Here is a 21,644-nt window from a genome sequence, read left to right as displayed (position 1 = left end):
AGTCGACGCGGAGCGTCGGCGACCGACGACAACGCCGCAGATGTGCGTGCCAGACCCCGCGACGCCGGCATGATCCAAACGACAGGCCCTAGGAGGGCCGGGCCATCGCCTTGACGAAGGCGCGCTCGACGTCGGCCGCCGAGAGGACGCCGTAGATCTCGCCCGAGTCCTCCACCACCAGGTACTCGGTGGCGGGGGTGGCCCGCAGCACGTCGAGGAGGTCCTCCCCCGCGAGCTCGGCGGAGATCCGCATGCCGTCGGTGAGGTCCTGGGCGAGTCCGCCGACCGCGACCCAGGGGCGACGGTGTTCCGGTACGCCGACGATGGCTGCCTCGCGGACCAGCGAGAGCGGTTCGCCGTCGGCGCCGACGACGACCAGGGCGCGGGCCCCCGCCTCGTTGGCGCGGCGCAGGGCCTCGGACAGGGGCGTGGCGGTCTCCACCGGGACCGCGCGGCGGGTGAGTGAGCGGGCGCGCAGCTCCGGCAGGTGCTCCCGCAGGCGGGCCATGCGCAGGCTGTTGCCCGCGCCGGTCCAGATGATCGCGGCGAGGATCGCGGCGAGCAGGGCGTCCATGACGGTGTCCATGCCGCCGATCTCGTCGGGTGCGTCGCCGAGCGCGCCGGACTGGGTGAGCAGGGGCAGTCCGATCAGTACGGACACGGCGAGCGCGCGGCCGACCCAGGCCGCGGCGATCGTGCCGCTCATCGGCCTGCCGGTGATCTTCCAGACCACGGCGCGGAGCATCCGGCCGCCGTCCAGGGGCAGCCCGGGCAGCAGGTTGAAGACGGCCACGATCAGGTTGGAGATCATCAGGCCGGCCAGCAGTACGCCGGGGACGGTGCCGGGTTCGACGGCCTGCACGGCCAGGTAGAAGAGGCCCGCGAGGATCAGGGAGAGCAGCGGGCCGACGAAGGCCAGCACGAACTCCCGGCCGGGGGTCTCGGACTCCTTCTCGATCTCCGACACCCCGCCGAAGAACTGGAGCTGGATCCGGCGCACCGGCAGCTTGAAGCGCAGGGCGGCGACGGTGTGGGCCAGCTCGTGCACCAGCACGGAGGCGTAGAAGGCGACGGCGAAGAAGAGGGACACGAGGTAGCGCAGGTTGCCGAGTTCGGGCAGCACCCGGTCGAGCTGGCCGCCGAACACCCAGGTGATGAGCGCGGCCACGAGGAACCAGCTGGGGGCGACGTAGACGGGGACGCCGAAGGGGCGTCCCATGAGCAGCCCGCCGCCGGGCTCCTTGCCCCGTCGGGGCGGTCGGCCCTTGCGGTTGCCGGACGGGGGCGTCCGCCGGCCGCCTCCCGTCGGGCCGCCGGTGCCCTGCGCGTCGGTTCCCGGGGGAACCGTCGGGGCCGGGCCGCCGGACGGGTCGTCACCGCGGTCGCGGTCGCGGTCGGGCCGGGGGCCGTCGGGACCGGCGCCGGCCGGAGTGGTTTCGGCGCGGGGTGCGGGTTGGCCTGCGGGGCCGGAGGGCGCCTCAGGTGTACTGGGATGTTCCGGGGCGGCCTCGGCGTGACCGGCCTGCGCCGGGGCGGCGGGACTGACGCCGGGTGCGGCCCCGCCATGGTCCTGGCCCGCAGGGGTGTCGCCGGGCATGTCGCCGTGGGTGCCCGCGGCCACAGGGTCGACACCGGGAGCCGTCCCGTGGGTGCCCGCCACAGGGCCGACGCCGGGAGCGCTCCCGTGCTGGCCCGGACCCACAGGGCCACCAAGCGGAGGCGTCGGGTGGTCGCCGGGCGTGGGGTGGCCATCGCCGGAAGGTGTCACGCGGTCGCCGAGCGCCGCCTCGTGGGCGCCCGCGGCCACAGGGCTGTCGCCGGGAGCCGTCCCTTGGGTGCCCGCGCCCAGATGGCTGTCGCCGGGAGCCGTCCCGTGGGTGTCCGCGGCCACAAGGCCGGCGCCGGGAGCGCTCCCGTGCTGGGTCGGAGCAGCGGGGGTGTGGGACGCAGGCCTCTCGTGGTCGCCCGGCGCGCCGGCGCCGTGGGCCGTGCCCTGGTCGCCGGTCGCCGAGGCGGCCGGAGTCGTCTCGCGAGCGTCCGGCGTCGCGGCGCCGGGGCCATGGGTTCTCTCTCGGGCGTCCGCGGCCGAAGCACCCCCGGCCGTCGTCCGGGCGCCGGGAGCCGTCCCGTGGTCAACCGGTGTCGCGGTGCCGTCACCCGGGAGCGTCACATGCGTGTCGGCCGGGGCCGGAGCACCGCCTGTCGGCGCCGGGGTGCCGTCGCCGGGAAGCCTCTCGTGGGTGGGGCCCGGGGCCGCGGGCGCCGGTTCCTGGGGTGTGTCGTGCCGGCGCGCCACCGGACGCCCGGCCCCGGCGGCCGTGGGTGCCGACGGATCCGCGTGAGCCCCGGTCGCCTCGTCGTTGCCGGACCGCGGCTGCCCGCTCCCGCCGCTCTCGTCCACGATGTCCCCTCGTTCGAAGCGTCTCCCCCACTCCCGATCATGCAGGGCGGGAGGGTCTGCGGTCGATGGTATGCGGCCGTCGCGGCGCGTTCCGCCCCGGCACCCCCTGCGTTTTCCGTGCCGTCGCACCAGCCGCGGCTGGGGGACTGTCGGTGCCGGGCCGTATGGTCTGTCGTCATGGACACCAGCACGGAGGACGCGGCTGCAACCGGCGTCGGCGACGTCGCGCGGACCGGCGCGGCCGGCACCCCGCAGGGTACGGCGGACAGCACCGGTACGGCCGCGCCGTCGGAGGGCGCCGCGACCGCCGGGGCCCCGGTGACCGTCGTGGCGGACGCCGCGCCCGCCGGGGACGTCGAGCCGGTGACGCCCGCCGCCCGGGTAGCCGTCGCCGAACCGGTGGCCGTCGCCGAACCTGTCGCGAAGGCCGCGCCCGCGCCCCCCGCGTCGTTGTCGCCCTCACGCGCGGGCGATTTCATGCAGTGTCCGCTGCTCTACCGGTTCCGGGTGATCGACAGGCTGCCGGAGAAGCCCAGCGAGGCGGCCACGCGCGGCACGCTGGTGCACGCGGTGCTGGAGCGTCTCTTCGACGCACCGGCCGCGGAGCGCACGGCGCCGCGCGCCAGGTCCCTGATCCCCGGCCAGTGGGACCGGCTGCGGGAGACCAGGCCGGAGGTCGTGGAGCTGTTCGGCGACGATCCCGAGGGCGAGCGCCTGGCGCGCTGGCTCGGCGAGGCGGAGCGGCTGGTCGAGCGCTGGTTCACGCTGGAGGACCCCACCCGGCTCGAACCGGCCGAGCGAGAGATGTTCGTCGAGGCGAGTCTGGACTCCGGGCTGAAACTGCGCGGCATCATCGACCGCGTCGACGTGGCACCGACGGGCGAGGTGCGGATCGTCGACTACAAGACGGGCAAGGCTCCCCGGCCGGAGTATGCCGAAGGCGCCCTGTTCCAGATGAAGTTCTACGCCCTGGTGGTCTGGCGGCTGAAGCGGGTCGTCCCGCGCCGGCTCCAGCTCGTCTACCTCGGCAGCGGCGACGTGCTGACGTACGACCCGGTGATCGCGGACCTGGAGCGCGTCGAGCGCAAGCTGCTCGCGCTGTGGGAGGCGATCCGGGAGGCGACCGAGACGGGCGACTGGCGGCCGCGGCCCACCAAGCTCTGCGGCTGGTGCGACCACCGGGCCGTGTGCCCGGAGTTCGGCGGTACTCCCCCGCCGTATCCGCTCCCCGTCAGGGCGCCCGAATCCGCTTCGGGCACGCAGGGCAGAATGGGGCCGGACTAGCGAAGGAGACTTACGTGGCCATCCGCGTCCTACTGGTCGACGACCAGCCGCTGCTGCGTACCGGCTTCCGGATGATCCTGGAGGCGGAGCAGGAACTTGCGGTCGTCGGCGAGGCCGGAGACGGCCTCCAGGCACTCGACCAGGTACGTGCCCTGCAGCCCGATGTGGTTCTGATGGACATCCGCATGCCGAGGATGGACGGGGTCGAGGCGACCCGGCAGATCACCGGCCCCGGCCGGGACGGTCCGGCGAAGGTCCTGGTCCTGACCACCTTCGACCTCGACGAGTACGTGGTGGAGGCGCTGCGCGCCGGCGCCAGCGGCTTCCTTCTGAAGGACGCGCCGGCCGACGAACTGGTGCAGGCGATCCGGGTCGTCGCGGCGGGCGAGGCGATGCTCGCGCCGAGCATCACGCGCCGCCTGCTCGACAAGTACGCGGGCCATCTGCCGTCCGGGGACGAGCCGGTCCCGAACACCCTGCACACGCTGACCGAGCGGGAGGTCGAGGTGCTGAAGCTGGTGGCCCGCGGCCTGTCGAACGCGGAGATCGCGGCCGACCTGTTCGTCAGTGAGACCACCGTCAAGACGCACGTGGGACACGTCCTCACCAAGCTGGGTCTGCGCGACCGGGTGCAGGCGGCGGTGTACGCGTACGAGAGCGGGCTGGTGCGTCCCGGCGCCCAGTAGCCGGCCCGCCCGCGCACCGGGCGGCCGCGCGTACGCGAGAGGGCGCCTCCTTCCGGCCGGAAGGAGGCGCCCTCTCGCGTACGCGCGGCCGCCCGGTGCGCGGGCGGGCCGGCTACTGGGCGCCGGGACGCACCAGCCCGCTCTCGTACGCGTACACCGCCGCCTGCACCCGGTCGCGCAGACCCAGCTTGGTGAGGACGTGTCCCACGTGCGTCTTGACGGTGGTCTCACTGACGAACAGGTCGGCCGCGATCTCCGCGTTCGACAGGCCGCGGGCCACCAGCTTCAGCACCTCGACCTCCCGCTCGGTCAGCGTGTGCAGGGTGTTCGGGACCGGCTCGTCCCCGGACGGCAGATGGCCCGCGTACTTGTCGAGCAGGCGGCGCGTGATGCTCGGCGCGAGCATCGCCTCGCCCGCCGCGACGACCCGGATCGCCTGCACCAGTTCGTCGGCCGGCGCGTCCTTCAGAAGGAAGCCGCTGGCGCCGGCGCGCAGCGCCTCCACCACGTACTCGTCGAGGTCGAAGGTGGTCAGGACCAGGACCTTCGCCGGACCGTCCCGGCCGGGGCCGGTGATCTGCCGGGTCGCCTCGACCCCGTCCATCCTCGGCATGCGGATGTCCATCAGAACCACATCGGGCTGCAGGGCACGTACCTGGTCGAGTGCCTGGAGGCCGTCTCCGGCCTCGCCGACGACCGCAAGTTCCTGCTCCGCCTCCAGGATCATCCGGAAGCCGGTACGCAGCAGCGGCTGGTCGTCGACCAGTAGGACGCGGATGGCCACGTAAGTCTCCTTCGCTAGTCCGGCCCCATTCTGCCCTGCGTGCCCGAAGCGGATTCGGGCGCCCTGACGGGGAGCGGATACGGCGGGGGAGTACCGCCGAACTCCGGGCACACGGCCCGGTGGTCGCACCAGCCGCAGAGCTTGGTGGGCCGCGGCCGCCAGTCGCCCGTCTCGGTCGCCTCCCGGATCGCCTCCCACAGCGCGAGCAGCTTGCGCTCGACGCGCTCCAGGTCCGCGATCACCGGGTCGTACGTCAGCACGTCGCCGCTGCCGAGGTAGACGAGCTGGAGCCGGCGCGGGACGACCCGCTTCAGCCGCCAGACCACCAGGGCGTAGAACTTCATCTGGAACAGGGCGCCTTCGGCATACTCCGGCCGGGGAGCCTTGCCCGTCTTGTAGTCGACGATCCGCACCTCGCCCGTCGGTGCCACGTCGACGCGGTCGATGATGCCGCGCAGTTTCAGCCCGGAGTCCAGACTCGCCTCGACGAACATCTCTCGCTCGGCCGGTTCGAGCCGGGTGGGGTCCTCCAGCGTGAACCAGCGCTCGACCAGCCGCTCCGCCTCGCCGAGCCAGCGCGCCAGGCGCTCGCCCTCGGGATCGTCGCCGAACAGCTCCACGACCTCCGGCCTGGTCTCCCGCAGCCGGTCCCACTGGCCGGGGATCAGGGACCTGGCGCGCGGCGCCGTGCGCTCCGCGGCCGGTGCGTCGAAGAGACGCTCCAGCACCGCGTGCACCAGCGTGCCGCGCGTGGCCGCCTCGCTGGGCTTCTCCGGCAGCCTGTCGATCACCCGGAACCGGTAGAGCAGCGGACACTGCATGAAATCGCCCGCGCGTGAGGGCGACAACGACGCGGGGGGCGCGGGCGCGGCCTTCGCGACAGGTTCGGCGACGGCCACCGGTTCGGCGACGGCTACCCGGGCGGCGGGCGTCACCGGCTCGACGTCCCCGGCGGGCGCGGCGTCCGCCACGACGGTCACCGGGGCCCCGGCGGTCGCGGCGCCCTCCGACGGCGCGGCCGTACCGGTGCTGTCCGCCGTACCCTGCGGGGTGCCGGCCGCGCCGGTCCGCGCGACGTCGCCGACGCCGGTTGCAGCCGCGTCCTCCGTGCTGGTGTCCATGACGACAGACCATACGGCCCGGCACCGACAGTCCCCCAGCCGCGGCTGGTGCGACGGCACGGAAAACGCAGGGGGTGCCGGGGCGGAACGCGCCGCGACGGCCGCATACCATCGACCGCAGACCCTCCCGCCCTGCATGATCGGGAGTGGGGGAGACGCTTCGAACGAGGGGACATCGTGGACGAGAGCGGCGGGAGCGGGCAGCCGCGGTCCGGCAACGACGAGGCGACCGGGGCTCACGCGGATCCGTCGGCACCCACGGCCGCCGGGGCCGGGCGTCCGGTGGCGCGCCGGCACGACACACCCCAGGAACCGGCGCCCGCGGCCCCGGGCCCCACCCACGAGAGGCTTCCCGGCGACGGCACCCCGGCGCCGACAGGCGGTGCTCCGGCCCCGGCCGACACGCATGTGACGCTCCCGGGTGACGGCACCGCGACACCGGTTGACCACGGGACGGCTCCCGGCGCCCGGACGACGGCCGGGGGTGCTTCGGCCGCGGACGCCCGAGAGAGAACCCATGGCCCCGGCGCCGCGACGCCGGACGCTCGCGAGACGACTCCGGCCGCCTCGGCGACCGGCGACCAGGGCACGGCCCACGGCGCCGGCGCGCCGGGCGACCACGAGAGGCCTGCGTCCCACACCCCCGCTGCTCCGACCCAGCACGGGAGCGCTCCCGGCGCCGGCCTTGTGGCCGCGGACACCCACGGGACGGCTCCCGGCGACAGCCATCTGGGCGCGGGCACCCAAGGGACGGCTCCCGGCGACAGCCCTGTGGCCGCGGGCGCCCACGAGGCGGCGCTCGGCGACCGCGTGACACCTTCCGGCGATGGCCACCCCACGCCCGGCGACCACCCGACGCCTCCGCTTGGTGGCCCTGTGGGTCCGGGCCAGCACGGGAGCGCTCCCGGCGTCGGCCCTGTGGCGGGCACCCACGGGACGGCTCCCGGTGTCGACCCTGTGGCCGCGGGCACCCACGGCGACATGCCCGGCGACACCCCTGCGGGCCAGGACCATGGCGGGGCCGCACCCGGCGTCAGTCCCGCCGCCCCGGCGCAGGCCGGTCACGCCGAGGCCGCCCCGGAACATCCCAGTACACCTGAGGCGCCCTCCGGCCCCGCAGGCCAACCCGCACCCCGCGCCGAAACCACTCCGGCCGGCGCCGGTCCCGACGGCCCCCGGCCCGACCGCGACCGCGACCGCGGTGACGACCCGTCCGGCGGCCCGGCCCCGACGGTTCCCCCGGGAACCGACGCGCAGGGCACCGGCGGCCCGACGGGAGGCGGCCGGCGGACGCCCCCGTCCGGCAACCGCAAGGGCCGACCGCCCCGACGGGGCAAGGAGCCCGGCGGCGGGCTGCTCATGGGACGCCCCTTCGGCGTCCCCGTCTACGTCGCCCCCAGCTGGTTCCTCGTGGCCGCGCTCATCACCTGGGTGTTCGGCGGCCAGCTCGACCGGGTGCTGCCCGAACTCGGCAACCTGCGCTACCTCGTGTCCCTCTTCTTCGCCGTCGCCTTCTACGCCTCCGTGCTGGTGCACGAGCTGGCCCACACCGTCGCCGCCCTGCGCTTCAAGCTGCCGGTGCGCCGGATCCAGCTCCAGTTCTTCGGCGGGGTGTCGGAGATCGAGAAGGAGTCCGAGACCCCCGGCCGGGAGTTCGTGCTGGCCTTCGTCGGCCCGCTGCTCTCCCTGATCCTCGCGGGCCTCTTCTACCTGGCCGTGCAGGCCGTCGAACCCGGCACCGTCCCCGGCGTACTGCTGGCCGGCCTGATGATCTCCAACCTGATCGTGGCCGTCTTCAACCTGCTGCCCGGGCTGCCCCTGGACGGCGGCCGGATGCTCCGCGCCGTGGTCTGGAAGATCACCGGCAGGCCGATGAGCGGCACGATCGCCGCGGCCTGGGTCGGCCGCGCGCTCGCCGTGTCCGTACTGATCGGACTGCCCCTGCTCACCCAGTCCGGCGCGCTCGGCGACGCACCCGACGAGATCGGCGGCATGGACACCGTCATGGACGCCCTGCTCGCCGCGATCCTCGCCGCGATCATCTGGACCGGCGCGGGCAACAGCCTGCGCATGGCCCGCCTGCGGGAGCACCTGCCGGAGCTGCGCGCCCGCTCACTCACCCGCCGCGCGGTCCCGGTGGAGACCGCCACGCCCCTGTCCGAGGCCCTGCGCCGCGCCAACGAGGCGGGGGCCCGCGCCCTGGTCGTCGTCGGCGCCGACGGCGAACCGCTCTCGCTGGTCCGCGAGGCAGCCATCGTCGGCGTACCGGAACACCGTCGCCCCTGGGTCGCGGTCGGCGGACTCGCCCAGGACCTCACCGACGGCATGCGGATCTCCGCCGAGCTCGCGGGGGAGGACCTCCTCGACGTGCTGCGGGCCACCCCCGCCACCGAGTACCTGGTGGTGGAGGACTCGGGCGAGATCTACGGCGTCCTCTCGGCGGCCGACGTCGAGCGCGCCTTCGTCAAGGCGATGGCCCGGCCCTCCTAGGGCCTGTCGTTTGGATCATGCCGGCGTCGCGGGGTCTGGCACGCACATCTGCGGCGTTGTCGTCGGTCGCCGACGCTCCGCGTCGACTCCCTCCTCCGCCTTGCAGCTGCACGCGCCAGACCCCGCTCGGGTCGGTCAGGACGAACCGTCGGTCACAGCCAGCCTGATCCAAACGACAGGCCCTAGTGCTGTGACCGTAAAGGTTCACCGTGTCACGCCCCCCGGCACGGCACCTCGCCGCGTTTTCGGACCGCGCGAGTACGTCCAGTACGAGCTGCGGCCCTCCGCCTTGCGATGCACCGCACCGGACGCCGCGACCCGGCAAACCTTTGCGGCCACAGCACTAGCGATCACCCCGGGCGGCCGCGGAGCCGTGCACGGCGGCTCCCGGCCCGCCCGCCGGGACCCCGTGCGGGTGGTCCGCGGCCCCCGCCGGGACCGGTAGGCTGGTCACATGTCCGAACCGACCGGTGCCGCCCGCAGGCGCGGGCCCTTCAAGGTCGGGGACCAGGTTCAGCTGACCGACCCCAAGGGCCGCCACTACACGTTCACGCTCGAGGCCGGGAAGAATTTCCACACCCACAAGGGTTCCTTCCCCCACGACGAGCTGATCGGCGCTCCCGAGGGCAGCGTTGTCCGCACCACGGGGAACGTCGCCTATCTCGCGCTGCGCCCCCTGCTCCCCGACTACGTCCTGTCCATGCCCCGCGGCGCCGCCGTGGTCTACCCGAAGGACGCGGGGCAGATCCTGTCCTTCGCGGACATCTTCCCCGGCGCGCGCGTCGTGGAGGCGGGGGTGGGCTCCGGCTCCCTCAGCAGCTTCCTGCTGCGCGCCGTCGGCGACCAGGGCATGCTGCACTCCTACGAGCGCCGCGAGGACTTCGCCGAGATCGCCAAGCAGAACGTGGAGCGCTACTTCGGCGGCCCGCACCCCGCCTGGCAGCTCACCGTCGGCGACCTCCAGGACAACCTGAGCGACACGGACGTCGACCGGGTCATCCTCGACATGCTGGCCCCCTGGGAGTGCCTCGAGGCCGTCTCCAAGGCGCTCGTGCCCGGCGGCATCCTGTGCTGCTACGTCGCCACCACCACCCAGCTCGCGCGCACCGTCGAGTCCATCCGCGAGATCGGCTGCTTCAACGAGCCGACCGCCTGGGAGTCGATGGTCCGCAACTGGCACATCGAGGGCCTGGCCGTCCGCCCGGACCACCGGATGATCGGCCACACCGGCTTCCTGCTCACCGCCCGCCGTCTCGCGGACGGCGTCGAGCCGCCCATGCGCCGCCGCCGCCCCGCCAAGGGCGCCTACGGCGAGGACTACGCGGGCCCCAACGCCGACGGCGGAGGCCGCTGACCCGGCGGGCACAAGCCCTCGACGTACCCAACGCACCACCCCTGTGGCCGAGTTCCCGGAGACGACCGGGAACTCGGCCACAGCGCTTTTCCGTTGACGAACCCTTACGAGTACCCACCCCGCGGTTCCGCCGCACTGTGACGTGTGGCACCATGCAGCCACCCCACCGGTACAGCCCTCACAGGAGACGCTCCTAGTGCAGCAATCCGCCGTCCCGGAACTGGCACACACGCACACCAGCCCCGTCCACTGGGTCGCCACGGCCACCGCCCTCGCGGGAGTCGTCGCGCTGTCCTCGGTCCTGCAGCCCGACGCGGCGACAGCGGCCCAGGCGGCGGGCGCCGACCCCAAGGCCGCCCCGGCCGCGACCGCACCGCCCGACCCCGCGGCGGTCGCCTTCCCGATCGAGTGCGGTCCCGCGAAGGTGCTGGTGCAGAAGAGGGCGTCCGGGGACCTCGACGGAGACGGCCGCCCGGAGACCGTGGCCGTCGTCCGCTGCGACGCGGGCTCCGGCACCCCGCCGAACGGGGTCTACGTGCTCACCCGGGGCGAGGGCGCGGACAAGCCGCGGATCGTGGCCACCCTGGTCGATCCCGAGGACCGCCTGAGCGTCTCGGACTTCGCGCTGCGCGACGGAGCCGTCACGGCGACCCTGCTCGGCTACTCCTCAGCCGCCGTACCGAGTTGCTGCCCGGACGTGAAGGAGCGAGCCAAGTGGCAGTGGAAGGACGGCGCTTTCGTCCGCTCGAAGCCGGCCGAGGCGCGGAGCGTGTGAGGCAACCGGACCGGCGGTGACGCCCGGTGCCCGTCAGATCACCCGGCGTCCGGCCCGTAGACCTCGACCCTGTCCGAAACGCGCCGCACGTGGATGCAGTCGCCCGGGCACTCCTTCGCGGAGTCGGTGACGTCCCGCAGAAGCGGCAGAGGTACGGGCGTTGCGGCGCCCGGCGCCTGGAGCAGTTCGTCGTCCGCGCTCTTCACGTAGGCCAGACCGTCGATGTCCAGCTCGAAGACCTCGGGCGCGTACTGGGCGCAGATGCCGTCGCCGGTACACAGATCCTGGTCGATCCAGACCTCGAGCGCCTCGCCGCCGACTCCTGCCTCCTGCTGCACGGTCATTTCTCCTGCCGTTTCCTGCGTCGAGCGATCCGATTCGCCGGCAAGTCGGGCCAGCTCTGACGGGTGTTGAACACTTCGACCCTACCTCCGTCCGCTTCCCGAGCATGTTGGGTGGGTATTCCCCTGGCGTGAGGGAGAGCGCAAGGGTGAAGATCGGACACTCCTCGACAGTCTTTGTGATCTAGGGGTTTCAATCGACACCCACCCAGGTAGGGTCTGGAAGCGTCCAGCTCCCCTTGGAGGAGGTGAGGACCGTGGCAGCCCACGACGACGACATGAACCGCGGCATCCGCCCGGGAAGAGGGTCCGATGACCCCGCCGGGCAGGTTGCCTACCTTGAGCAGGAGATCGCCGTCCTGCGACGCAAGCTCGCCGACTCTCCGCGGCACACGAGGATTCTCGAGGAGCGGATCGTCGAGCTGCAGACCAACCTGGCCGGCGTGTCCGCACAGAACGAGCGGCTCGCCAATACGCTCCGTGAGGCCCGCGACCAGATCGTGGCCCTCAAGGAGGAGGTCGACCGGCTGGCCCAGCCGCCGGCCGGCTTCGGTGTCTTCCTCACGGCGAACGAGGACGGCACGGCGGACATCTTCACCGGGGGCCGCAAGCTCCGGGTGAACGTCAGCCCGAGCGTGGAGCTCGAAGAGCTCCGCCGCGGCCAGGAACTGATGCTGAACGAAGCGCTCAACGTGGTCGAGGCCATGGAGTACGAGAGCGTCGGCGACATCGTCACCCTCAAGGAGATCCTCGAGGACGGCGAGCGCGCCCTCGTGGTGGGGCACACCGACGAGGAACGGGTGGTACGGCTCGCCGAGCCGCTGCTGGACGTCACCATCCGCCCCGGCGACGCCCTCCTGCTCGAACCCAGGTCCGGCTACGTCTACGAGGTCGTGCCGAAGAGCGAGGTCGAGGAGCTCGTCCTCGAAGAGGTCCCGGACATCGGCTACGAGCAGATCGGCGGCCTGGGAAACCAGATCGAACTGATCCGCGACGCGGTCGAGCTCCCGTACCTCTACCCCGACCTCTTCAAGGAGCACGAACTGCGGCCGCCCAAGGGTGTGCTGCTGTACGGGCCCCCCGGATGCGGCAAGACGCTCATCGCCAAGGCGGTCGCCAACTCGCTCGCCAAGAAGGTCGCCGAGGTGACCGGACAGGCCACGGGCAAGAGCTTCTTCCTCAACATCAAGGGCCCCGAGCTCCTGAACAAGTACGTCGGCGAAACCGAGCGGCAGATCCGCCTGGTCTTCCAGCGTGCACGGGAGAAGGCCAGCGAGGGCACACCCGTCATCGTCTTCTTCGACGAGATGGAGTCCCTCTTCCGCACCCGCGGCTCCGGTGTCAGCTCGGACGTGGAGAACACCATCGTCCCCCAGCTGCTCGCCGAGATCGACGGTGTGGAGGGCCTGGAGAACGTGGTCGTGATCGGCGCCTCGAACCGCGAGGACATGATCGACCCCGCGATCCTGCGCCCCGGCCGGCTCGACGTGAAGATCAAGATCGAGCGTCCGGACGCCCAGGCCGCGAAGGACATCTTCGCGAAGTACCTCACCGCGCGCCTCCCGCTGCACTCCGACGACCTCGGTGAGCACGGCGGGGACCGGGAGGCCACGGTCCACGGCATGATCCAGACCGCGGTGGAACAGATGTACGCCGAGTCCGAGGAGAACCGCTTCCTCGAGGTCACCTACGCCAACGGCGACAAGGAAGTCCTGTACTTCAAGGACTTCAATTCCGGCGCCATGATCGAGAACATCGTCGGCCGCGCGAAGAAAGCAGCCATCAAGGACTTCCTCGACGCGAACCAGAAGGGCCTCCGGGTCTCCCACCTCCTCCAGGCATGCGTGGACGAGTTCAAGGAGAACGAGGACCTGCCGAACACCACCAACCCGGACGACTGGGCCCGCATCTCCGGCAAGAAGGGCGAACGGATCGTCTACATCCGCACCCTCGTCACCGGAAAGCAGGGCGCGGACACCGGGCGCTCCATCGACACGGTGGCGAATACGGGTCAGTACCTGTAAAAGACAGGGCGGCTGCGGGTGCCCTTCACGGGTATCCGCAGCCGACTGCTTTTCAGGCCACGGCCACGGCCGGAGCAAGGCAATGACGCAAATGATCTCCCCACCAGCGCAAAGGCGTTCTAGGCTCTTTCGTACCGCCGAGTCGCGTGATGCGGGGACGGGCACCGCGCACGCACCGGAGCACCAGCGGTACTTGAGCAGCGCCCCCGACCGGGGGCGCCGCCGGGCAAGGAGGGCCGCATGACCGTACGGCGAGTAATGGGCATTGAGACGGAGTACGGAATCTCCGTCCCCGGCCACCCCAACGCCAATGCCATGCTCACCTCATCCCAGATCGTCAACGCCTACGCGGCGGCGATGCACCGGGCGCGCCGCGCCCGGTGGGACTTCGAGGAGGAGAATCCGCTGCGGGACGCGCGAGGCTTCGACCTCGCCCGTGAGACCGCCGACTCCAGCCAGCTCACCGACGAGGACATCGGCCTGGCCAACGTCATCCTCACCAACGGCGCGCGTCTCTACGTCGACCACGCGCACCCGGAGTACAGCGCGCCCGAGGTCACCAACCCGTGGGACGCGGTCCTGTGGGACAAGGCCGGCGAGCGCATCATGGCCGAGGCGGCGGAGCGCGCGGCCCAGCTGCCGGGCGCCCAGCCGATCCACCTCTACAAGAACAACACCGACAACAAGGGCGCCTCCTACGGCACGCACGAGAACTACCTGATGAAGCGGGAGACCCCCTTCTCGGACATCGTGCGCCACCTCACGCCGTTCTTCGTCTCCCGGCAGGTGGTCACCGGCGCCGGACGCGTCGGCATCGGACAGGACGGCCACGAGCACGGCTTCCAGCTCAGCCAGCGTGCCGACTACTTCGAGGTCGAGGTTGGGCTGGAGACCACCCTGAAGCGGCCGATCATCAACACGCGCGACGAGCCGCACGCGGACGCCGAGAAGTACCGCCGCCTGCACGTGATCATCGGCGACGCGAACCTGTCGGAGATCTCGACCTATCTCAAGCTGGGCACGACGGCCCTGGTGCTCTCCATGATCGAGGACGGCTTCATCGCCGTCGACCTGGCGGTCGACCAGCCCGTCCGCACACTCCACCAGGTGTCGCACGACCCGACGCTCAAGCGCCTGGTCACGCTCCGCAGCGGCCGCACACTCACCGCCGTACAGCTTCAGATGGAGTACTTCGAGCTGTCCCGCAAGTACGTGGAGGAGCGCTTCGGTGCCGACGCGGACGACCAGACCAAGGACGTCCTGGCGCGCTGGGAGGACACCCTGAACCGCCTGGAGAACGATCCGATGAGCCTCTCCCGGGAGCTCGACTGGGTCGCCAAGCGGGAGCTGATGGAGGGCTACCGGCGCCGGGACGACCTCGACTGGGACGCGGCACGCCTCCACCTGGTCGACCTCCAGTACGCCGACGTGCGGCCCGACAAGGGCCTGTACAACCGTCTCGCGGCCCGGGGCAGGATGAAGCGGCTCCTGGACGAGGCGGACGTCGAGCGGGCCCGCACCAAGCCGCCGGAGGACACCCGGGCGTACTTCCGCGGACGCTGCCTCGAGCAGTACGCGGACGACGTCGCCGCGGCCTCCTGGGACTCGGTGATCTTCGATCTCCCCGGTCGTGACTCGCTCCAGCGCGTCCCAACCCTGGAGCCGCTTCGCGGAACGCGTAATCACGTCAAGGAGCTCCTCGACCGCTGTCGTACGGCGGAAGACCTGGTCAGGGTCCTGTCGGGGCGCTGAGCGGGTCATGTGCCCCGCTGCGGCCGGGTGGCCGCGGCGGGGTGGAAAGAGGCGGTGGCCGGGAATCATCGAGGTGGCGCCCGGACGTTGCAGCAACTGCGGGGCCGATGTCGGACCCTGCTTGTAGGGTCTGATCAAGAACGTCGAACCGAGCGGGGTGAGGGTTATGGCGACCAAGGACACCGGCGGCGGGCAGCAGAAGGCCACGCGTTCCACGGAGGAGGCCGAGGAGCAGACTCAGGACGCGCAGGCCTCCGAGGACCTCAAGGAGCGCCAGGAGAAGCTGAGCGACGACGTCGACTCCGTACTGGACGAAATCGATGATGTCTTGGAGGAGAACGCCGAGGACTTCGTTCGGTCATTCGTTCAGAAGGGTGGCGAGTAGCCTTCGAATCGAAGGCTACGGGGATTCTGGGCGTGATGAATGGAGAGTCCCTGAAGGGCTGCGTGCGGTGTGGTGAGGACAAACCGCGCGCAGCCTTTGCTCGCAAGCGGTCCAACCTGGACGGTCTGCAACGCCACTGCCGAGACTGCGCGTCGGACTATCACCGGAAACGTCAGCAGAGCCTCGGGCAAAAAGTCCGTCCGCTGGCGGAGGTGCCCGAGGGGCACAAGCTCTGTCTCAAATGCGGCGAGGTCAAGCCGTGGAGCGAGTGGCACCGGAATGCCACGGCCTCAGACGGACTGTCGACGCGCTGCAAGGTGTGTCGCGCCGCCGAGGGGCGTGCGGGTCATCTGAAGCGCAACTACGGCCTCACCGAAGCCGAGCGTGACGCGCTGGTGGACTCTCAGCGGGGGCTCTGCGTGATCTGCTTGAAAGCTCCTGCCGTTCATGTGGATCACTGCCACAGGACGGGTAGTGTCCGTGGCGTACTGTGCTTCAACTGCAATTCGGCCATCGGCAAGTTGGGAGATGATCCCGACGCTGTTCGTCGGGCTGCCGCCTACTTGGAAGGATCCTCGTGGAAGCCACTACTCGTAGCACCGGGCGTCTACCAGCTGCCTTCCTGACGCCCGGGTCGTCGTCCTTCATGGACTTCCTGTCCGAGCATCAGCCGGCCATGCTCCCGGGCAACCGGCAGCTGCCGCCCACCCAGGGCGTGATCGAGGCGCCGCACGGCACCACCATCGTCGGCGTCACGTTCCCCGGCGGCGTGGTCCTCGCCGGCGACCGGCGGGCCACCATGGGCAACGTCATCGCGCAGCGCGACATCGAGAAGGTCTTCCCGGCCGACGAGTACTCGGCGGTGGGCATCGCCGGCACGGCGGGTCTGGCCGTGGAGATGGTGAAGCTGTTCCAGCTGGAGCTGGAGCACTTCGAGAAGGTGGAGGGCGCCACGCTCTCCCTGGAGGGCAAGGCGAACCGTCTCTCCACGATGATCCGCTCCAACCTCGGCATGGCCATGCAGGGCCTCGCCGTGGTCCCCCTCTTCGCGGGGTACGACGTGGACCGCGAGCGCGGCCGCATCTTCTCCTACGACGTCACCGGCGGCCGCTCCGAGGAGCACGGCTTCGCCGCCACCGGCTCCGGCTCGATCTTCGCGCGCGGCGCCATGAAGAAGCTCTACCGCGACGACCTGACCGAGGAGCAGGCCACGACGCTGGTCGTCCAGGCCCTGTACGACGCGGCCGACGACGACTCCGCGACGGGCGGTCCCGATGTCGCCCGCCGGATCTACCCGATCGTCACCGTGATCACCGAAGAGGGATTCCGCAGGCTCACCGAGCCGGAGTCCTCCGAGATCGCCCGCGCGATCCTGGAGCGGCGCCTCGAGCAGCCCGACGGCCCGCGGGCCGCGCTGCTCTGACCTCGCTCCCTCTTGCCAAGGTGACCCTGTGACTTCGACAGAAAGGGACGGTTAACCGGTGTCGACGCCGTTCTATGTCTCTCCCCAGCAGGCGATGGCCGACCGGGCGGAGTACGCCCGCAAGGGCATCGCCCGTGGCCGCAGCCTGGTCGTGCTGCAGTACGCCGACGGCATCGTCTTCGTCGGCGAGAACCCGTCCCGCGCGCTGCACAAGTTCAGCGAGATCTACGACCGGATCGGCTTCGCCGCCGCCGGCAAGTACAACGAGTACGAGAATCTGCGGATCGGCGGTGTGCGCTACGCCGACCTCCGCGGATACACCTACGACCGGGACGACGTCACCGCCCGCGGTCTCGCCAATGTCTACGCCCAGACCCTGGGCACGATCTTCTCCTCCGCCGCCGAGAAGCCGTACGAGGTGGAGCTGGTGGTCGCCGAGGTCGGGGAGACCGCCGCGGGCGACCAGATCTACCGGCTGCCGCACGACGGATCGATCGTCGACGAGCACGGCTCGGTCGCGGTCGGTGGCAACGCGGAGCAGATCAGCAGCTATCTGGACCAGCGTCACGAGGACGGCATGACGCTCGCCGAGGCGCTCAAGCTGGCCGTGCAGTCCCTGTCGCGCGAGCCGAACGGCGGTGAGCGGGAGATTCCCGTGGAGCGCCTGGAGGTCGCCGTCCTGGACCGTACGCGTCCGCAGCAGCGCAAGTTCAAGCGCATCACCGGGCGGCAGCTCGGCCGCCTGCTGGAGGTCGGTGGTGCGTCCACCGCCACGGAGGCAGAGGATCCCGACGACGAGGAGTGATCTCGCGTCCGCCTCGCTGTGTGCGTGCCCCGGCCCCTGTGGCCGGGGCGCGCGGCGTTTCCGGGGCCCCGGTTCCGGCCGGGGCCCTGGTCCCGTTCGGGGGCGCGCGGTGGTCCCGGTCGTCGTCCCGATGCGCCGGGCCGCCCGGGACCCCGCTGCTCAGACGCCCGAGGGGGACCCCGTCCCGGTGCGGTGACCGGTGGGCGGGGCCGTGGAGCCCCGTACGACCAGTTCGACGGGGATGTCGCCGGCCTCGGGCGTGCGGCCCTCCAGGACCGCCAGGAGGGCCGCCATGCCGCGTTCGCCGAAGAGCTCGGCGTCCAGCCGGACGGTGGTCAGCTCCGGGTCGATGGCGGTGGCGAGCGCCAGGTCGTCGAGGCCGGTGACGGAGACGTCGTCCGGGACGCGCAGACCGAGCCGCCGCACCGCCTTGTAGGCGCCCGCGGCCAGCTTGTCGTCGTCGCAGACGATCGCGGTCGGCCGCGGCCCGGGGGCGCCGAGGGCGGCCTCGGCGGCGGCCAGGGCCCCGTCGATGGAGATGGGGGCGGGTGCGGTCCGCAGCCGGGTGCCGGGGACGGCGGCGAGCCGCGTGGCGAGTTCCCGTGCCCGCACCTCGAACGTCCAGGAGGCGACGTCGGCCGCCAGGTGCAGGATGCGGCGGTGGCCGAGGGCCAGCAGGTGCTCCGCGACCTGCCGCACACCGTCCGCGATGTCGAGGTTGACGGTCGCCGCGCCCAGGCTGCCGGCGGGGTCGCTGTCCAGCATGACGAGGGGCAGCTGGTCGCCGCGGATGGCGGTGAGGGCGTCGGCGGCCATCGAGGAGGCGAGGATCCCGTCCAGGGCGGCGGGGGCGGAGCCGAAGGGGTCGCGGGCCGGGCCGATGCCTTCGGGGGAGGGGTACAGGACGACACCGAAGCCGTGCTCGGCGGCGACCCGGGCGGCGCCGGTGTAGACGCCGGCGAAGAACTCGGTGGTCAGGGCGGGCACCACGAGGAGCACGGTCCGGGTGCGGCCGAGGCGCAGATTGCGGGCGGCGAGGTTGGGCCGGTAGCCGAGTTCACGGGCGGCCTCCCTGACCCGGTCCGCCGTCGTCGCGGAGACCCGGCCCCGCCACTTGTCGCCGAGCACCAGGGAGACGGCCGCCTGGGACACCCCGGCGGCCTGGGCGACGTCCCGGCTCGTGGGGCGCGTGCTGCTCGGTGCCACCGTCGACCTGTCTCTCTGCTGGACTCCCGGACTGGGCACATGGTACGTATGAGCGAGGACGTTATACGTAAAACTTGAGGTGCGGGCAGCCTCGGCGCTCGGGAGGGAAGGCGACATGGCCGCGGGATACCTGGAGATCCTCAGGACAAGGCACGCCGCACGGCTCCTCACCGGCACCCTGGTGGGCCGCCTGCCGAACGCCACCGCGGCGATCGCGGTCGTGCTCTTCATCCGCGCGGAGGGCGGCACCTACAGCCTGGCCGGGGCACTGGCGGCCGTCTACGGCGTCTCCAACGCGGTGGGCCAGCCGCTCCTCGGCCGCCTCGTGGACCTCTGCGGGCAGCCGCGCGTCCAGCTGCCGGCCGCCCTCGTCTCCGCTCTCGGCATGACCGCGTTCGCCTTCGCGGGCACCGACCCGCTGCCCCTCGCGTACGCCTCCATGGCCGTCGCCGGGCTCTTCACGCCGCCCCTCGAGGGCGGCCTGCGTGCCCTGTGGCCCAGCGTCCTGCGCAAGGAGGAGCAGGTGCACACCGCGTACGCGATGGACGCCGTGGCGCAGGAAATCATGTTCACCGTCGGGCCGTTGCTGGTGACGCTCTGCGTGTCGCTCTGGTCCGCCCGGGCCGCGCTGCTGGTCCTGAGCGTCATAGGGCTCCTCGGCGCCCTCTCCGTGGTGCTCTCGCCCCCCTCGCGCGCGTGGCGTTCGGCACCGCGCGAGGCACACTGGCTGGGCGCGCTGCGCTCGCCTGGCCTGCTCGCCCTGCTCGGCGCGTTCCTGTTCATCGGCATGGCGCTCGGCTCCATCACGGTCGCCGCGGTGTCGTACGCCGACGACCACGGCGGTGACGCCGTGTACGGCTGGCTGATGGCGGCCCTCGGTCTCGGTGCCCTGGTCGGCGGCAGCGTGTACGGCGCGCGGCGGTGGGCGGGGGAGCCGGAGGGTCGACTGAGGTGGCTGGTCGCCCTTCTGGGGGTGTGTTACCTGCCGCTGATGCTGACGCCGGGCGCGGTGGCCATGACGGCGCTCACGGCCCTCTCGGGCGTTTTCCTCGCGCCGTGCATCGCCTGCGCTTTCATCCTGGTCGACCGGCACGCCCCGCGCGGCACGGTCACCGAGGCGTTCTCCTGGCTGGTGACGACGTTCACCGTCGGCGCGTCGGTCGGAACGGGCCTCGCGGGACCGGTCGTCCAGTGGGGCGGAGCCTTCTGGGGCTTCGCGGTGCCGGGTGCCGCCGGGGCCGTGTCCCTGCTGGTCCTGCTGGCCACCGGGCGGGTCCTGGCAGCTCCCGCCGCGGGCCAGGTCGTTGCGGTCTCATCGGAAAATGATCCAAACCGTGCCGTCGAACCCCGTTTCAGCGCAGGGGATCGGGCGTAATGTTCAGTCATGGACCGCCGCATTTTCGGGCTGGAGAACGAGTACGGCGTCACGTGTACGTTCAGGGGACAGCGCCGCCTGTCTCCCGACGAGGTGGCGCGGTACCTCTTCCGCCGTGTCGTGTCATGGGGCCGCAGCAGCAATGTCTTTCTGCGGAACGGTGCCCGCCTTTATCTCGACGTGGGATCACATCCGGAATACGCGACACCCGAATGTGACAACGTGACCGAGCTGGTCACCCACGACAAGGCCGGCGAGCGCATTCTCGAAGGACTCCTCGTCGACGCCGAACGCCGCCTGCACGAGGAAGGAATCGCGGGCGACGTCTATCTGTTCAAGAACAACACCGACTCGGCGGGCAACTCCTACGGGTGCCACGAGAACTACCTGGTGGCCCGGCACGGGGAGTTCTCCCGACTCGCGGACATTCTCATTCCGTTCCTCGTCACGCGACAGCTGCTGTGCGGCGCCGGCAAGGTGCTGCAGACACCGCGCGGTGCCGTGTACTGCGTGAGCCAGCGTGCCGAGCACATCTGGGAGGGCGTCAGCTCCGCGACGACCCGCTCCCGGCCCATCATCAACACCAGGGACGAGCCGCACGCGGACGCCGAGCGCTATCGCCGGCTGCACGTCATCGTCGGCGACTCGAACATGTCCGAGACCACCATGCTGCTCAAGGTGGGCGCCACCGACCTCGTGCTGCGCATGATCGAGGCAGGCACGGTGATGCGCGACCTGACCCTGGAGAACCCGATCCGGGCGATCCGCGAGGTCAGCCACGACATCACGGGCCGCCGCAAGGTGCGGCTGGCCAGCGGGCGCGAGGCCTCCGCCCTGGAGGTGCAGCGCGAGTACTTCGAGAAGGCCGTGGACTTCTGTGAGCGCCGCGGCATCCGCACGGGCACCGTCGAGCAGGTCCTGGAGCTCTGGGGCCGCACGCTCGACGCGATCGAGGCCGAGGACCTCGACCGGATCGGCACCGAGATCGACTGGGTGATGAAGTACCAGCTGATCGAGCGGTACCGGGCCAAGCACAACATGACGATGTCGAATCCGCGGGTCGCGCAGATAGACCTCGCCTACCACGACATCCACCGTCGCCGCGGTCTGTACTACCTGCTGGAGAAGAAGGGGCAAGCCGCCCGGATCTGCAACGACTTGAAGATCTTCGAAGGCAAGTCCGTGCCGCCGCAGACCACCCGCGCGAGGCTGCGCGGCGACTTCATCCGGCGGGCCCAGGAGCAGCGCCGCGACTTCACCGTCGACTGGGTCCATCTCAAGCTGAACGACCAGGCGCAGCGCACGGTGCTGTGCAAGGACCCGTTCCGTTCCGTCGACGACCGCGTGGAGAAGCTGATCGCCGGCATGTGAGCCGGCAGCGCACGGTGCGCGACGCCCGATGCCCGGAGGCAGTGATGCCGCCGGGCATCGGGCGTTG

General features: G+C 71.6%; 18 protein-coding genes. 13 read left to right on the top strand and 5 right to left on the bottom strand.

All coding sequences use genetic code 11. The features are described from left to right. Nucleotides 1-88: 88 nt before the first annotated feature. A complete protein-coding gene (locus AC069T_RS34525; RefSeq protein WP_478786496.1) occupies nt 89-1,660 on the bottom strand; it encodes a site-2 protease family protein in 1,572 nt (523 codons plus the stop codon). A gap of 918 nt (nt 1,661-2,578) precedes the next feature. Between AC069T_RS34525 and AC069T_RS34520 the strand changes: the two genes are divergently transcribed. Both AC069T_RS34520 and AC069T_RS34515 read left to right on the top strand, forming a co-directional pair. Further along, nucleotides 2,579-3,685, top strand: coding sequence for a RecB family exonuclease (locus AC069T_RS34520; RefSeq protein WP_478786497.1), 1,107 nt, complete (start codon nt 2,579-2,581; stop codon nt 3,683-3,685). A 14-nt stretch (nt 3,686-3,699) separates the two neighbouring features. After that, the gene (locus tag AC069T_RS34515; RefSeq protein ID WP_478786498.1) at nt 3,700-4,371 is read left to right on the top strand and encodes a response regulator; all 672 of its coding nucleotides are present in this window, start codon (nt 3,700-3,702) and stop codon (nt 4,369-4,371) included. A 112-nt stretch (nt 4,372-4,483) separates the two neighbouring features. Here the strand turns inward: AC069T_RS34515 and AC069T_RS34510 are convergent, their stop codons facing one another. Both AC069T_RS34510 and AC069T_RS34505 read right to left on the bottom strand, forming a co-directional pair. After that, nucleotides 4,484-5,155: a response regulator gene (locus AC069T_RS34510; RefSeq protein WP_478786498.1), complete on the bottom strand. Its 672-nt coding sequence runs from the start codon at nt 5,153-5,155 to the stop codon at nt 4,484-4,486. 14 nt (nt 5,156-5,169) lie between these two features. Continuing rightward, a complete protein-coding gene (locus AC069T_RS34505; RefSeq protein WP_478786497.1) occupies nt 5,170-6,276 on the bottom strand; it encodes a RecB family exonuclease in 1,107 nt (368 codons plus the stop codon). 918 nt (nt 6,277-7,194) lie between these two features. Here AC069T_RS34505 and AC069T_RS34500 point away from each other — a divergent pair. The 3 genes from AC069T_RS34500 (at nt 7,195) to AC069T_RS34490 (ending at nt 10,895) form a co-directional block, all read left to right on the top strand. Continuing rightward, nucleotides 7,195-8,766 (top strand): site-2 protease family protein, encoded by a 1,572-nt coding sequence (locus tag AC069T_RS34500; RefSeq protein WP_478786496.1) that lies wholly within the window; start codon nt 7,195-7,197, stop codon nt 8,764-8,766. A gap of 454 nt (nt 8,767-9,220) precedes the next feature. Next, nucleotides 9,221-10,120, top strand: coding sequence for a tRNA (adenine-N1)-methyltransferase (locus AC069T_RS34495; RefSeq protein WP_358854619.1), 900 nt, complete (start codon nt 9,221-9,223; stop codon nt 10,118-10,120). A 196-nt stretch (nt 10,121-10,316) separates the two neighbouring features. Continuing rightward, nucleotides 10,317-10,895: a hypothetical protein gene (locus AC069T_RS34490; RefSeq protein ID WP_478786495.1), complete on the top strand. Its 579-nt coding sequence runs from the start codon at nt 10,317-10,319 to the stop codon at nt 10,893-10,895. 38 nt (nt 10,896-10,933) lie between these two features. On the opposite strand, the gene AC069T_RS34485 is transcribed toward AC069T_RS34490, so the two are convergent. Further along, entirely contained in the window at nt 10,934-11,239 is a 306-nt protein-coding gene (locus AC069T_RS34485; protein WP_476752106.1) for a ferredoxin, read from the bottom strand. A gap of 254 nt (nt 11,240-11,493) precedes the next feature. Between AC069T_RS34485 and arc the strand changes: the two genes are divergently transcribed. From arc to prcA, 6 genes are all read left to right on the top strand, one after another. Continuing rightward, a complete protein-coding gene (arc, locus tag AC069T_RS34480) occupies nt 11,494-13,260 on the top strand; it encodes a proteasome ATPase (protein ID WP_358854622.1) in 1,767 nt (588 codons plus the stop codon). A 240-nt stretch (nt 13,261-13,500) separates the two neighbouring features. Further along, a complete protein-coding gene (gene dop, locus AC069T_RS34475) occupies nt 13,501-15,012 on the top strand; it encodes a depupylase/deamidase Dop (protein WP_476752105.1) in 1,512 nt (503 codons plus the stop codon). 166 nt (nt 15,013-15,178) lie between these two features. Continuing rightward, nucleotides 15,179-15,397, top strand: coding sequence for a ubiquitin-like protein Pup (locus AC069T_RS34470; RefSeq protein ID WP_121404181.1), 219 nt, complete (start codon nt 15,179-15,181; stop codon nt 15,395-15,397). Between the two features lie 35 nt (nt 15,398-15,432). Further along, nucleotides 15,433-16,023, top strand: coding sequence for an endonuclease VII domain-containing protein (locus tag AC069T_RS34465; protein WP_478786500.1), 591 nt, complete (start codon nt 15,433-15,435; stop codon nt 16,021-16,023). Beyond that, nucleotides 15,975-16,820, top strand: coding sequence for a proteasome subunit beta (gene prcB, locus AC069T_RS34460; protein WP_478786494.1), 846 nt, complete (start codon nt 15,975-15,977; stop codon nt 16,818-16,820). The genes AC069T_RS34465 and prcB overlap by 49 nt, the downstream gene beginning before the upstream one ends. A gap of 58 nt (nt 16,821-16,878) precedes the next feature. Continuing rightward, the gene (gene prcA / locus AC069T_RS34455) at nt 16,879-17,625 is read left to right on the top strand and encodes a proteasome subunit alpha (RefSeq protein WP_478786493.1); all 747 of its coding nucleotides are present in this window, start codon (nt 16,879-16,881) and stop codon (nt 17,623-17,625) included. A 159-nt stretch (nt 17,626-17,784) separates the two neighbouring features. Here prcA and AC069T_RS34450 read toward each other — a convergent pair whose 3' ends face one another. Beyond that, a complete protein-coding gene (locus tag AC069T_RS34450; protein WP_478786492.1) occupies nt 17,785-18,831 on the bottom strand; it encodes a LacI family DNA-binding transcriptional regulator in 1,047 nt (348 codons plus the stop codon). A gap of 115 nt (nt 18,832-18,946) precedes the next feature. Here AC069T_RS34450 and AC069T_RS34445 point away from each other — a divergent pair, with 115 nt between their 5' ends. Together AC069T_RS34445 and pafA are read left to right on the top strand one after the other, a co-directional pair. Further along, nucleotides 18,947-20,206, top strand: coding sequence for an MFS transporter (locus AC069T_RS34445; RefSeq protein WP_478786491.1), 1,260 nt, complete (start codon nt 18,947-18,949; stop codon nt 20,204-20,206). Nucleotides 20,207-20,215: 9 nt separating this feature from the next. Then, a complete protein-coding gene (gene pafA, locus AC069T_RS34440; RefSeq protein WP_358854630.1) occupies nt 20,216-21,577 on the top strand; it encodes a Pup--protein ligase in 1,362 nt (453 codons plus the stop codon). Nucleotides 21,578-21,644 lie beyond the last annotated feature (67 nt).

The sequence above is a fragment of the Streptomyces sp. NPDC043867 genome (genome assembly GCF_056435845.1).
The sequence above is the reverse complement of the archived record's forward strand: the minus strand, read 5'-3'. Positions and strand labels throughout refer to the sequence as shown.